The organism is Streptomyces sp. NPDC006314 (assembly GCF_040613075.1).
Taxonomy (GTDB): Bacteria; Actinomycetota; Actinomycetes; order Streptomycetales; family Streptomycetaceae; genus Streptomyces.
Map to the genome: position 1 here is coordinate 24,390 of NZ_JBEXRL010000007.1, position 13,622 is coordinate 38,011.

The window sequence follows — 13,622 nt, forward strand, 5'->3', positions numbered from 1 at the left end:
CACACACGAAGCCGGCGAAGCCGCACAAGGACCGGGGTCAGCCCGCCCGTCACACACGAAGTGGGCGAAGCCGCACAAGGGCCGGGGTCAGCCTGTCTGGCGGGCCGCGTGCCGGCCCGCGGCCCGTCCGGAGAACAGGCAGCCGCCGAGAAAGGTGCCTTCCAGGGCGTTGTAGCCGTGGACACCGCCACCACCGAAGCCGGCCACCTCGCCCGCCGCGTACAGCCCGTCGATCGGCGAGCCGTCCGTGCCGAGGGCGCGGGAGTCGAGGTCGGTCTGGATGCCGCCGAGGGTCTTGCGGGTCAGCATGTGCAGCCGCACACCGATCAGCGGGCCTGCCGCCGGGTCCAGGATGCGGTGCGGGCCTGCCACCCGGCCGAGGCGGTCGCCGATGTAGCGGCGGGCGTTACGGATGCCCTGGACCTGGGAGTCCTTGCTGTACGGGTTGATGATCTGCAGGTCGCGGGCCTCGATCTGGCGGCGCACCTCGGCCGCGTCGAGCAGCGGCTTGCCGGTCAGGCCGTTCATCTTCCCGACCAGCTGCTCCACGGTGTGCGCGGTGACGAAGTCCGCGCCCTTGTCGAGGAAGGCCCGCACCGGTGCGGGGGCGCCCTTGCCGAGCAGCCGGTCGCGCAGCACGGCCTTGCGGTCCTTGGCGGTGATGTCGGGGTTCTGCTCGGAGCCGGAGAGCGCGAACTCCTTCTCGATGATCTTCCGGGTGAGGATGAACCAGGAGTGGTCGTAGCCGGCGATGTCCTCGGTGGTGCGCAGGTACTTGAGCGTGCTCAGGGTGTCGTAGCCGGGCAGGCAGGGATCGGGCAGCCGGCGGCCGAGGGCATCGAGCCAGATGGAGGACGGGCCGGGCAGGATGCGGATGCCGTGGCCGGGCCAGACGGGGTTCCAGTTCTGCAGGCCTTCGGTGTAGTGCCACATGCGGTCGCGGTTGACCAGCCGTACGCCGGCCCGGGCGCTGATGTCGAGCATGCGGCCGTCGACGTAGGCGGGGACGCCGGTGACCATCTCGGCGGGAGGCGTGCCGAGCCGCTCGGGCCAGTAGCGGCGGACGATGTCGTGGTTGGCTCCGATACCGCCGGTCGTGACGATCACGGCCTGCGCGGTGAGTTCGAAGTCGCCGATCCGGTCGCGGCGGGAGGCGACACCGCGCGGTGACTCGTCGGCGGCGAGGACGGTGCCGCGCACCCCGCGTGCCGTGCCGTCCTCGATGACCAGCTCGTCCACCTGGTGGCGGTGGTGGAAGGTCAGCAGTCCGTCCCGGGCGGCCTGCCGGGCGTACCGGACGAAGGGTTCGACGACTCCGGTGCCGGTGCCCCAGGCGATGTGGAAGCGGGGTACGGAGTTGCCGTGCCCGTCGGCCCTCAGGTCACCGCGTTCGGCCCAGCCGACGGTCGGCAGCAACTCGACGCCGTGCCGCTGGAGCCAGGTCCGCTTCTCGCCGGCCGCGAACTCGACGTAGGCGCGGGCCCAGCGCACCGCCCAGGAGTCCTCGTCCGCCGGCCGGTCGAACTGGGCGCTGCCACGCCAGTCGTTCCAGGCGAGGGCGAAGGAGTCCTTGATGCCGAGCCGGCGCTGCTCCGGGGAGTCGACGAGGAAGAGCCCGCCGAAAGACCAGAACGCCTGGCCGCCGAGGTTGGCGGCGTTCTCCTGGTCGACCAGGGCCACGCGGCGGCCCCGGCTGGTGAGTTCGTGCGCCGCGACCAGGCCGGCGAGACCCGCTCCGACGACGATGACGTCCGCGTCCATGGCGACTGTGTCCTTCCTGACGGTGCTCATAGCTGGGCCGTGTCGGTGCTCACGGGGGTCCGGCCGCCGCCGGTCAGCAGCGCGGTGAGCAGTTGCCTGAGCCAGCCCCGGGCGGCCTCGATGTCCCTGTCCAGCAGCAGTTGGGTGGTGACCCCGTCGTACGCGGCGACCACGGCGTGCGCGGCGCCGTCGACGCCACCGAGCACGACGGGCAGTTCGGTGTGACCCCGGGCCCGGAGAAGCCGGTCGGCGATGGCCTCCCGGAGTCTGGCCCGGTGGTCGAGGAGGGCCCGGGCGACGGCCGGGTCGCGGGCCGCGTGCACCAGGAAGTCGGTCTTCACCAGCAGCCAGTCCACGTCGAGCAGCAGCACCTCGGTGACCCGGTCCACCGAGGCGGGTACGTCGAGGTCGGGGCCCTCCTGGGCGAGGGCGTCGGCCACCTGGGAGGCGATGAGATCGGCACGCTCCCGGTAGAGCGCGAAGAACAGCTCGTCCAGGGTCGCGAAGTTCGAGTAGAAGGCGCCTCGGCTGAACCCGGCCGCTTCACAGATCTCCTCGATGGAGACCCGCCCGAAGCCCTTGGCGGCGAACACCTCGAACGCGGCGTCGAGCAGCCTGGCCCGGGTGCGGACCCGGCGCCGGGTGACGCGCTTGGGTGTCTCTTCCATCGGCACCGGCCTCCCCGTTCGATACGTGAATGTATCCGATACACCAACGTATCGAAAGAGGGCTCCTCAGGCACCGGACTCACCCATGGGAACGAACTTTCGATTGCGGAGTACGCTGGGTTCATGGCCACGCACCTCCAGGGCTCCCTGTTCGACCAGACCGACGAGCTGCGGCTCGGCCCCCTGGACGGGCTACGCCGGACCGTCCTGGGCGCCGGCGCCTGGATCGACGTCCTGCCGGGCTGGCTGAGCGGCGCCGACGCGCTGTTCGAGAAGCTCGCGGCGGAGGTCCCGTGGCGAGCGGAGCGCCGGAAGATGTACGACAACGTGGTGGCCGTACCCCGCCTGCTCGCCTTCTACAAGACGCACGACCCACTGCCCCACCCGGTGCTGGACGAGGCGCGCACCGCCCTGTCCCGGCACTACGCGGAGGAACTGGGTGAACCGTTCACCACCGCCGGGCTGTGCTTCTACCGCGACGGCCGGGACAGCGTGGCCTGGCACGGGGACCGGATCGGGCGCGGCGCACACGAGGACACCATGGTCGCGATCCTCTCCGTCGGCACACCCCGCGACCTGCTGCTGCGCCCGGCCGGCGGAGGCGGCACGACGGTACGCCGACCGCTCGGCCACGGCGACCTCATCGTGATGGGCGGCTCCTGCCAGCGCACCTGGGAACACTGCGTACCCAAGACCACCCGCGCCACGGGCCCCCGCATCAGCATCCAGTTCCGGCCGCACGGAGTGCACTGACGCGTCCGCCACCCTCTTGCCAGGGGGGCCGCCCCGTCTGGTTGGCTGTCTTCGACGATCAGCCGTCCAGGGGCCTGGGGAGATCATGACCGCGGACGTACACCAAGTCGCCGACGGCACCTATCTGGTGCACGGCCACCACACCAACTGGGTCATCCTCAAGGACGGTGACGCCGTCACGCTGGTGGACACCGGGTACCCCGGGGACCGGCAGGGACTGCTGGAGTCCCTCGCGGCGGTGGGCAGCAGGCCCGAGGCGGTCGCCGCCGTACTGATCACACACGCGCACAACGACCACCTGGGCTCGGCCGAGTACCTGCGCGCCGCCCACGGCACCCCCGTCTATCTGCATCCGGCCGAAGTCCCGCACGCGCGACGGGAGTTCCTTCAGCAGGCCACCATCGCCGACGTGGTGCGCAACGCCTGGCGGCCGGGCGTGCTGCCCTGGGCGGTGCACGTGATCCGGGTGGGCGGCACCGAGCATCATCCCGTGACCGCGCCCGAGCCGTTCCCCAGCGGGGGCCCGCTCGACCTGCCGGGCCGGCCGGTCCCCGTGCACACTCCGGGTCACACGGACGGACACTGCGTCTTCCACCTGCCCGCTGCGGGTATCGTGATCTCCGGGGACGCCCTGGTCAGCGGGCACGCGACCTCGCGGATCGAGGGTCCGCAACTGCTGCTCGACTTCTTCCACCACGAGCGCACGCGGGCGCGGGCCTCCCTGGAGCTGATCGGCGCGCTCGACGGCGACACCCTGCTGCCCGGACACGGGCCGGTCCACCGGGGGCCGGTGCGCGCGGCGGCCGAGCTGGCCCGGGAACGAGCCGCCTCGAACACCCGCGCGGCGCCGTAAGGTTCATGCCATGGCCTTGCAGATCAACGCCACGAACCCGGAGCATCCCGCGCTCCTGCTCGCCCTGCCCTGGGACGTGCCCCTGGAGGAGTGGCCCGAGGAGTACCTCGTACCGCTCCCCCGCGGCATCTCCCGGCACGTCGTGCGTTACGCGCGCGCCGGTGACGAGGTGATCGCCGTCAAGGAGCTGGCCGAACGGCCCGCGCTGCGCGAGTACGAGCTGCTGCGCGGCCTTGACCGGCTCGGCATCCCCGCCGTCGACCCCCTCGCCGTGGTCACCGGCCGCACCGACGGCTCGGGTGCCCCCCTGGAGCCGGTGCTGATCACCCGCCATCTGCGTGGCTCGATGCCGTACCGGTCGATGTTCGAGACGACCATGCGCCCGGCGACCATGCACCGCCTGATGGACGCGCTCGCCGTGCTCCTGGTCCGGCTGCACCTGACCGGGTTCGCCTGGGGCGACTGCTCGCTGTCCAACACCCTGTTCCGGCGGGACGCCGGCGCCTACGCCGCCTACCTGGTCGACGCCGAGACCGGCGACCTGCATCCCCGGCTGAGCCCCGGGCAGCGGGAGTACGACCTCGACCTGGCCCGGGTGAACATCAGCGGGGAACTGCTGGATCTGGAGGCGTCGGGCGCGCTGCACCCGTCCGTCGACCCCATCGACTTCGGCCACGAGATCTGCACCCGCTACAACGGGCTGTGGCAGGAGCTGACCCGCACCTCGGTGTACCCGGCGGGCAAGTACCACTACATCGAGCGCCGGATCCGCCGCCTCAACGAGCTGGGCTTCGACGTGGCCGAGATGCAGATCGAGCACTCCCCCGACGGCGACACGGTCACCTTCGTGCCGAAGGTCGTCGACGCCGGCCACCACCAGCGTCAGCTGCTGCGGCTGACCGGCCTGGACGCCGAGGAGAACCAGGCGCGGCGGCTGCTCAACGACCTGGAGAGCTGGATGGCCACCCAGGACGACTACGCCCCGGGCGACCCCCTCGCCGCCCGACCCGAGGTACTGGCCCACCGCTGGGTGCGGGACGTGTTCCGGCCCACCGTCCGCGCGGTCCCGCTCGACCTGCGGGGCTCCATGGACCCGGCCGAGATCTACCACGAGCTGCTCGAACACCGCTGGTACCTGTCCGAGCGCGCCCAGCGCGACATAGGGCTCGACACGGCCGTCGAGCACTACATCGAGAACGTGCTTCCGAAGGCCCGTGCCACGCTGGAGCCGACGACCCCCGGCTAGGTCACTCGTGCGGGACCACGGCCACCGGGCAGTCGGCGTGGTGCAGCACCCCGTGCGCGACCGAGCCGATCCGGGCGCCGACGGCCGTACGGTGTGCCCGGCGTCCGACGACCATCAGCTGGGCTCGGCCGGCCATCGACAGCAGCACCTGGCCGGCGCTGCCCATCTCGATGTGCTCGGCCACGGGCACATCGGGGAACCGCTCCCGCCACGGCTGGAGCGCCTCGGCCAGCGCCTGCTTCTCGTACGGCTCCAGACCGCCCGCGTCGTCCAGGAGTCTGAGCGAGCCGGGGCTGTAGGCGAAGACCGGTGGCAGGGTCCACGCGCGTACCGCCCGGACGGTCGCGCCCCGGGCCGCCGCCGTCTCGAACGCGAACCGCAGCGCCGCCGCGCTGTCCTCGGGGCCACCCTGCTGGCCGACCACGACGTCCCGTCCGGCGGCCTCCGCCGTCGGCCGGTCGCCGGCGCGCACCAGGACCACGGGCCGGTCCGCCTCCGCGATCACCTGCTGGCCGACCGAGCCCATCAGGAACCCGACGACCGGGCCGTGCCCGCGGGAACCCAGCACCAGCATCTCGGCCTCCGCCGCCGCACCGGCCAGCGTGCGCGCGGCCCCGCCCTCGACCACGTCGACGCTCACCTCGAGCTCCGGATGCCGCTCGGAGACGGTACGCACGGCCTCCGCCGCACCATCCGACGCCCAACGCTGCTGGGTGTCCCGGTCGGCCGTGGCGAGTGCCTCGGCGTAGCGCCACGCGTGCACCACGCGCAGGGGCAGGCCCCGGCGTACGGCCTCCCGGGCCGCCCAGTCCAGCGCGGCCAGACTCTCCTCCGTACCGTCCACCCCTGCCGTGATCGGGCGTGTCATGCGTGGGCCTCCTCGTCGTCGCGCGCTCTCGTGGTGCTGGTGCCCACTATCGGGCACCGGCGCGCACCGGCACGATGATCTCGTCCACGAGCCGCCGCACAGCCCCCGGGGCAGCGCCCGCGGCCCGAGCACGATGTGCCTGCCGCGGGCGGGTTCGGCGCTGAACTACGCTGCCGGCATGACCTTGGAATGGGAACAAGTGAACGTCGACGCGGCCGACCCCGTGGCGCTCGGCCGCTGGTGGGCCGAGGCACTCGGCTGGGTCGTGGTGAACGACGCCGCCGACGAGTACGAGATACGGCCCGCGCCGGACCGGCTGCCGGGACTGCTGTTCGTGCCCGTACCCGAGACGAAGACGGTCAAGAACCGGCTGCACCTCGACTTCCGGCCGGAGGACCAGGCCGCCGAGGTGGCCCGGCTGCTCGCGCTCGGCGCCCGGCACGCGGACGTCGGACAGGGCGAACAGCCGTGGGTCGTGCTCACGGACCCCGAGGGCAACGAGTTCTGCGTGCTCGGAGAACGCGTGGGCTGACGGCGGGGCCGCCGCACGGACGTACGGCCGGGCCCCGTCCTCGCCCGCACAGCCGGGCACCTGATCCCGGCTGGCACCATGCGGCCGGTCCGCCTGATCACGGTCGTCGCCATGGCCGGTACGGCTGACCAGGGCTCCTGCCGTGTACCGGAGCGAACCAGGGCGATCGAACATACGATGGCTTCGAACCGGTGCGGTGGTCCCCACGACGCCGACCCGGGTGATCCGACTCGGGGTGGGAGACGTATGGCACAGGCCGCCGACGCTGCGCGGACCGTCATCCTGACCGTGGACGACGACCCGGGCGTCTCCCGTGCCGTCGCCCGCGATCTCAGGCGGCGCTACGGCCAGTCGTACCGGATCGTTCGCGCGGAGTCCGGCGAGTCCGCGCTGGAGGCGCTGCGCGAGCTGAAGCTGCGCGGCGACCTGGTGGCGGTGATCCTGGCCGACTACCGCATGCCGCAGATGAACGGCATCGAGTTCCTGGAGCAGGCCCTGGACGTGTATCCGGGGGCGCGGCGGGTGCTGCTGACCGCCTACGCGGACACCAACGCGGCGATCGACGCGATCAACGTGGTCGATCTGGACCACTATCTGCTCAAGCCCTGGGACCCGCCGGAGGAGAAGCTCTATCCGGTGCTGGACGACCTCCTGGAGGCCTGGCGCGCCAGCGCCTACAAGCCCGTGCCCAGCACCAAGGTCGTGGGGCACCGCTGGTCGGCGCGGTCGTCGGACGTGCGGGAGTTCCTGGCCCGCAACCAGGTGCCCTACCGCTGGTACTCCGCGGAGGAGCCGGAGGGGCAGCGGCTGCTGGCGGCCGCCGGGCAGGACGGGCAGCGACTGCCGCTGGTGATCACCCCGGACGGCACCGCCCTGGTCGAGCCCGAGGCGCCGGAACTGGCGGCGCGGGTGGGCCTGGCGACGACACCGACGGCCGACTTCTACGACCTCGTCGTCATCGGCGGCGGGCCGGCCGGGCTCGGGGCCGCCGTGTACGGGGCCTCCGAAGGCCTGCGTACCGTGCTGGTGGAGCGGTCGGCGACCGGAGGGCAGGCCGGGCAGAGCTCGCGGATCGAGAACTACCTCGGCTTCCCCGACGGCGTCTCCGGTGCCCAGCTCACCGACCGGGCGCGCCGGCAGGCCGCCAAGTTCGGCGCCGAGATCCTCACCGCGCGCGAGGTGACGGGCCTGGAGGTCAACGGCGGCGCACGCGTCATACGGTTCGCGGACGGCTCGGCCATCGCCGCGCACAGCGTGATCCTCGCGACCGGGGTGCAGTACCGGCAACTGGACGCCGCGGGCTGCACCGACCTCACCGGGTGCGGGGTGTTCTACGGCTCGGCGCTGACCGAGGCGAGCGCCTGCCAGGGGCAGGACATCTACATCGTGGGCGGTGCCAACTCGGCGGGCCAGGCCGCGATGTACCTGTCGCGGGGCGCGAAGTCGGTGACGCTGCTGGTGCGCGGCCCGGACCTGTCGGCGTCCATGTCGTACTACCTGATCCAGCAGATCAACGAGGCGCCGAACATCTCGGTGCGCGCCCACACGGTCGTGGACGCGGCCCACGGCTCGGACCGTCTGGAGCAGCTGACACTGCGTCACACGGTGACCGGCGAGACCGAACAGGTCGACGCCCAGTGGATGTTCGTGTTCATCGGTGCCGCCCCGCTGACGGACTGGCTGGGCGAGACGGTGCTGCGCGACGAGCGCGGGTTCATCCTGGCGGGCCCCGATCTGACCCGCGGCGGGCGGCCGCCGGCCGGCTGGGAGCTGGAGCGGCCGCCGTACCACCTCGAGACCAGCATTCCCGGCGTGTTCGTGGCGGGCGACGCGCGCGCCGAGTCCGCCAAACGCGTCGCGTCCGCCGTCGGAGAGGGAGCCATGGCCGTGATGCTCGTCCACCGTTATCTGGAGCAGTCATGAGCGGGCGGCTCATGCCGTGCAGCCCCCGGGAGATCAGCTCGCTGTTCCTGTTCGAGAAGCTGAGCCCCGAGCAGTTGGGGCGGCTGTGCAGCGAGGGCCGGGTGGAGCTGTTCCAGCCCGGTCCGGTGTACACCGAGGGCGACCCCGCCACCTGCTTCTTCGTGATGGTCGAGGGCACGGTGGTGCTCTCCCGCCGGGTCGGCGGTGACGATGTGGAGGTCACCCGGACCTCGCAGCCCGGGGTGTACGCGGGCGCGATGCAGGCGTACCTCGGCGACCGCGTGCAGCAGGTGTACAACAACTCGATGCGGGTCACGGAGCCGACCCGTTTCTTCGTACTGCCCGCGGACCTCTTCGCGGACGTCATGCACGAGTGGTTCCCCATGGCCGTGCACCTGCTGGAGGGCCTGTTCTTCGGTGCGAAGAACACCCAGGCCGCCATCGGGCAACGGGAACGGCTGCTCGCGCTCGGTTCGCTGTCGGCCGGGCTCACCCACGAGCTGAACAACCCGGCGGCGGCAGCGGTCCGGGCCACCGCCACCCTGCGGGAACGGGTCGCGAAGATGCGGCACAAGCTCGCCATGATCGCCGAAGGCCCGTTCTCCCGCGACGCTTTGGCGAACCTGATCGATATCCAGGAGCGCACCGCCGAGCGGGTCGCCAAGGCACCGGCGCTCAGCCCGCTGGAGGCCTCGGACCGGGAGGACATGCTCACCGACTGGCTGGAGGACCACGGCATCGGCTACGGCTGGCAGCTGTCCCCCACTTTCGTGCAGGCCGGACTCGACGTCGACTGGCTGGAGCAGGTCGCCGCGGCCGTGGACGAGGAGATCCTGCCCGGCGCGATCGGCTGGCTCAACTACACCGTCGAGACAGAGCTTCTGATGAGCGAGATCGAGGACTCCACCACCCGCATCTCGCATCTCGTCGACGCGGCCAAGCAGTACTCGCAGCTGGACCGGGCGCCCTACCGGGTGGTGGACGTGCACGAACTCCTCGACAGCACCCTGCTGATGCTGTCCGGCAAGACCGGCCCCGGCATCAAGGTCGTCAAGGAGTACGACCGCACGATCCCGCCGATCCCCGCCTACCCGGCGGAACTGAACCAGGTATGGACCAACCTCATCGACAACGCGGTCTCCGCCATCTACAGCGCGGGCGGTCAAGGCACGTTGACCGTACGGACCGCACTCGACCACGAACAGGCGCTGGTGGAGTTCCGGGACACCGGGCCCGGCGTCCCACCCGCGATCAAGGGCCGGATCTTCGACCCGTTCTTCACCACCAAACCGGTCGGCGAGGGCACGGGGCTCGGCCTGGACATCTCCTGGCGGATCGTCGTCAACAAGCACCACGGCACCCTGCGGGTCGAGTCGGTGCCCGGCGACACCCGCTTCCAGGTGCTGCTCCCCCTGACCGCCGAGGCGCCCCAAGAGGAAGCGGAGGAGCCCGTATGAGCGTCGACGGAATCGACCCGAGCGTCCCACCGAGCGGCACCGGCTGCGTGGAGTGCGAGGAGGCGGGCGGCTGGTGGTTCCATCTGCGCCGCTGCGCGCAGTGCGGGCACATCGGCTGCTGCGACGACTCCCCCGCCCAGCACGCCACCGCCCACTACCGGGAGACGGGGCACCCGGTCATCCAGAGCTTCGAGCCGGGCGAGAGCTGGTTCTGGAACTACGCCACCGGCGAGTTGTACGACTCCGGTCCGCGACTCGCTCCCCCGGCCGGCCATCCCGCGGACCAGCCGGCACCGGGCCCGGCGGGGCGGGTACCGGTGAACTGGGCGCAGACGCTGCGCTGAGACGGAACACGGGCAGCGGGTCCGGCAGCACTCACGGACCGCGGGACAAGAGCCCGCTGTCGCCCGTGTCAGGATGGGGACGTGTCGCAGATCGCCTTCACCACACCGCCGTTGATCGGCCGGGACGAGGAACTGACCCGGCTGACGGGTCTGCTGGAGCGCTCCCGGAGCGGTGAGGCGCGGGCCGTGCTGATCGCCGGGGACGCCGGGGTCGGCAAGACGCGCCTGCTGGACGAGGTCGCGGGGCGCGCGGCGCGGGCGGGGGCGACCGTGGTCACCGGGCACTGTGTGGACCTCGGGGACGTCGGACTGCCGTACCTGCCGTTCACCGAGATCCTCGGAGTGCTCGCCTCCGACGAGCGGTTCACGGCCGTGCTGGGCGCTCATCCGGCGGTGGACAGGCTGCTCGGCGCGGGCACGGACGCGGCACGGGACCCCGACGGGCGGCTCAGGCTCTTCGAGGACGTCGCCGGGCTGCTGGCCGACCTGGCCGCTGTGGCACCACTGGTGCTCGTGCTGGAGGACCTGCACTGGGCCGACCAGTCCTCCCGGGACCTGCTGCGCTTCCTGCTCAGCCGGGGCGTGCTGCACCGGCCGGGCGGCGGCGCCCCGGGCCGGCGGCTCGCCGTCCTCGCCTCCTACCGCGCCGACGATCTGCACCGCCGTCACCCGCTGCGCCCCCTGCTCGCCGAACTGGTCCGGCTGCCGGCCGTGGAGCGCCTGGAACTGCGGCCGCTGCCCGATCCCGAGGTCGCGCGCCTGGTGCGGGCCCTCGGGGTGCGCCCGCTGCCCGAGGCGGTCGTCCACGGCATCGTGGCCCGCGCGGAGGGCAACGCGTTCTACGCCGAAGAGCTGCTCGCCGCGGACGGCGCGGACGGCGTCGGTGTGCCCAGCGGGCTCGCCGACCTGCTGCTCATCCGGGTCGAGCAGGTGTCCGAGACGGCCCAGCAGGTGCTGCGGACCGCCGCCGTCGCCGGGCGCCGGGTGGAGCACGACCTGCTGCGGGAGGCGGCCGGGCTGCCCGAGGACGAGCTGGAGCGGGCGCTGCGCGAGGCCGTCGGACGGCAACTCCTCGTCCCCGGGGACGGCGACACCTACGCCTTCCGGCACGCCCTGACGCGCGAGGCGGTCTACGCCGACCTGCTGCCCGGTGAACGGTCCCGGCTGCACGGCGCGTACGCCCGGCTCCTCGCCGCCCGTGGCCGTGCCGCGGAGACCGCAGCCGAGCGCGCCCATCACTACCACGAGAGCCACGACCTGCCCGAGGCGCTCGCCGCCTGCCTGGAGGCCGCCGATCACGCCCGGCGGCTGGGCGCGCCCGCGGAGGAGCTGCGGCACCTGGAGACCGCTCTGGACCTGTGGCCGTCGGTGCCGGCCTCCGCCCGGCCCGCCGTCGAGGAGGGCCTGAACCGGGTGACCCTGACGCTGCGCGCCTCGGCCGCGGCCGCGCACGCCGGGGAGTCCCACCGCGCGGTCTCCCTGACCCGCGCGGCGCTCGCCGGGGTCGACCAGGACACCGACTCCGAGCTGGCCGCCCGGGTCCGGTACACGCTCGCCGGGAACCTGCTGACCGTGGACAGCCTGACCGCGGCATACCGCTACAGCAGCGAGGCACTGGCGATGATCCCCGCCGAGCCGCCGTCGCGGACGTGGGTGTGGGCGGCGGCCACGCATGTCACGGCTGCCCGTCAGGTCGGTGACCGGGAGACCGCGTTGCGTATCGCCGGGCAGGCCCTGCGCGTCGCCGGGGAGCTGGGCCTGACCGGGGCGCGGGCCGATCTGCTGATCTCCCTGGCCAACATCGAGGGCGGCGGCCGGAGCTCGCGGGAGGGCCGGGAACGGCTGCGCGAGGCGCGGGAAATGGCCCGCACCGGGGGGAACGCGCCCGTGGAGATGCGTGCTCTGTTCAACCTGGCCGTGGCCGCCTTCGAGTCGGGCGACCTCCACGAGTGCCCGGCCCTGCTGGCCGACGGTCTCGACCGGGCCCGCCGCGCCGGGCTGCTGTCCTCGCCGTACCCGGTGGAGATGCGCTATCTCCAGCTGCTGGTGATGTACACGCTGGGCCGCTGGGACGACTGTGTGCGCACGGCGTCCGAGGCGGCCGCCGAACTGCCTGCGGTGGGCGGCGGTTTCGCGAGAAGTCCCGCCCTGTACGTGGCGCTGGCCCGCGGCGACGAGACGGCGGCCCACCGGGCCCGCGCCCTGTTGGAGGGCCCCTTCGACTGGATGGGCACGCTCGTCGCCGGGGTCGTCCTCACCGACGCCGCCGCGCAGCGTGGCGATGTGGAGGAGGCCGTCGAGCGGATGCGGGCGGCGGTCGCGGCCCTGGGGGACGGCACGACGCGCCGTCCGGCGGTCGCGGTCCGGCTCGCCGCGCTGTGTCTGGGCGCGCTCGCGGACCGTGCCGCCGAACTGCGCCGCACCGGCCGTGACCGGGACCTCGCCCGCTGGACGGACACCGCGGCCGAGCTGGTGGAGCTGGCGCGCGCCACGGCCGGAGACGACGAGGAGGGCCGTCCGCAGGGCCCGGAGGGGCAGGCCTGGCTGGAACGCGTGGAGGCGGAGTGGGCGGCGGTCGGGGCCAGCCCGGACCCTGCGGCCTGGGAGAAGGCGGTCGCCGCGTTCGCGTATGGTGACGTGTACGAGCAGGCGCGGTGCCGACTGCGGTACGCGCAGGCGCTGCTGGCGGCCGAGCGCCGCGAAGAGGCGGCGGAGCAGGCTCGGCTGGCCCGCGAGACGGCGGCCGGGCTGGGCGCGGCGCCGCTGCTGGAGCGGATCGACGCGCTGACCGGACGCGGCCGCCTCGCGGCCACGCCCACGGCTGCGGACCACGTGACGCCGCTCACCGCACGCGAGCAGGACGTGCTGCGGCTCCTCGCGCGGGGCCGCAGCAACCGGCAGATCGGCGAGGAACTGTTCATCAGCGGCAAGACGGCCAGCGTGCACGTGTCCAACATCCTCGCCAAGCTGGGCGCCGCGAGCCGTACGGAGGCGGTGGCGATCGCCTACCGCCAGGGGCTGATAGCGCCGGAGCCGGCCGGTTCGGGGTGACCCGGCCGGTACGGCTTCAGCGGGTGCGGTCCAGACTGCCCGGGTCGACGGCGCCGGCCACGGCCTCACAAGCTCGTAGACCTTGCCGGTCTTCAGCCGGGTCCAGTACAGGGCGCGCCAGGCGTTGGCCCAGCCGCATCCCTCCATGCCGCGTGCGGTGGGCAGG

11 protein-coding genes are annotated in these 13,622 nt (G+C 72.8%); 8 read left to right on the forward strand and 3 right to left on the reverse strand.

What is annotated here, in order from left to right; translation table 11 throughout:
- Positions 1-87: 87 nt before the first annotated feature.
- Together ABZ079_RS14660 and ABZ079_RS14665 are read right to left on the reverse strand one after the other, a co-directional pair.
- Positions 88-1,761 carry an FAD-binding dehydrogenase gene (locus tag ABZ079_RS14660; protein WP_356940071.1) on the reverse strand — a complete coding sequence of 558 codons (1,674 nt, stop codon included), beginning with the start codon at positions 1,759-1,761 and terminating at the stop codon, positions 88-90.
- Positions 1,762-1,787: 26 nt separating this feature from the next.
- Positions 1,788-2,429 carry a TetR/AcrR family transcriptional regulator gene (locus ABZ079_RS14665; RefSeq protein ID WP_356939791.1) on the reverse strand — a complete coding sequence of 214 codons (642 nt, stop codon included), beginning with the start codon at positions 2,427-2,429 and terminating at the stop codon, positions 1,788-1,790.
- A gap of 123 nt (positions 2,430-2,552) precedes the next feature.
- Here ABZ079_RS14665 and ABZ079_RS14670 point away from each other — a divergent pair, with 123 nt between their 5' ends.
- The 3 genes from ABZ079_RS14670 (at position 2,553) to ABZ079_RS14680 (ending at position 5,281) form a co-directional block, all read left to right on the forward strand.
- Positions 2,553-3,182: an alpha-ketoglutarate-dependent dioxygenase AlkB gene (locus tag ABZ079_RS14670; RefSeq protein WP_356939792.1), complete on the forward strand. Its 630-nt coding sequence runs from the start codon at positions 2,553-2,555 to the stop codon at positions 3,180-3,182.
- Positions 3,183-3,267: 85 nt separating this feature from the next.
- Positions 3,268-4,035 carry an MBL fold metallo-hydrolase gene (locus ABZ079_RS14675; RefSeq protein WP_356939793.1) on the forward strand — a complete coding sequence of 256 codons (768 nt, stop codon included), beginning with the start codon at positions 3,268-3,270 and terminating at the stop codon, positions 4,033-4,035.
- 10 nt (positions 4,036-4,045) lie between these two features.
- Positions 4,046-5,281: a DUF4032 domain-containing protein gene (locus ABZ079_RS14680; protein ID WP_356939794.1), complete on the forward strand. Its 1,236-nt coding sequence runs from the start codon at positions 4,046-4,048 to the stop codon at positions 5,279-5,281.
- 1 nt (position 5,282) lies between these two features.
- Here ABZ079_RS14680 and ABZ079_RS14685 read toward each other — a convergent pair whose 3' ends face one another.
- Positions 5,283-6,149, reverse strand: coding sequence for a universal stress protein (locus ABZ079_RS14685; protein ID WP_356939795.1), 867 nt, complete (start codon positions 6,147-6,149; stop codon positions 5,283-5,285).
- A 178-nt stretch (positions 6,150-6,327) separates the two neighbouring features.
- Here ABZ079_RS14685 and ABZ079_RS14690 point away from each other — a divergent pair, with 178 nt between their 5' ends.
- From ABZ079_RS14690 to ABZ079_RS14710, 5 genes are all read left to right on the forward strand, one after another.
- Positions 6,328-6,681, forward strand: coding sequence for a VOC family protein (locus tag ABZ079_RS14690; protein WP_356939796.1), 354 nt, complete (start codon positions 6,328-6,330; stop codon positions 6,679-6,681).
- Positions 6,682-6,927: 246 nt separating this feature from the next.
- Positions 6,928-8,604, forward strand: coding sequence for an FAD-dependent oxidoreductase (locus ABZ079_RS14695; RefSeq protein ID WP_356939797.1), 1,677 nt, complete (start codon positions 6,928-6,930; stop codon positions 8,602-8,604).
- Entirely contained in the window at positions 8,601-10,061 is a 1,461-nt protein-coding gene (locus tag ABZ079_RS14700; RefSeq protein ID WP_356939798.1) for an ATP-binding protein, read from the forward strand. Before ABZ079_RS14695 ends, ABZ079_RS14700 begins: the two co-directional genes overlap by 4 nt.
- Entirely contained in the window at positions 10,058-10,405 is a 348-nt protein-coding gene (locus tag ABZ079_RS14705; RefSeq protein WP_356939799.1) for a UBP-type zinc finger domain-containing protein, read from the forward strand. Before ABZ079_RS14700 ends, ABZ079_RS14705 begins: the two co-directional genes overlap by 4 nt.
- 81 nt (positions 10,406-10,486) lie before the next feature.
- Positions 10,487-13,456 carry an AAA family ATPase gene (locus ABZ079_RS14710; RefSeq protein WP_356939800.1) on the forward strand — a complete coding sequence of 990 codons (2,970 nt, stop codon included), beginning with the start codon at positions 10,487-10,489 and terminating at the stop codon, positions 13,454-13,456.
- The last annotated feature ends 166 nt before the right edge of the window (positions 13,457-13,622 follow it).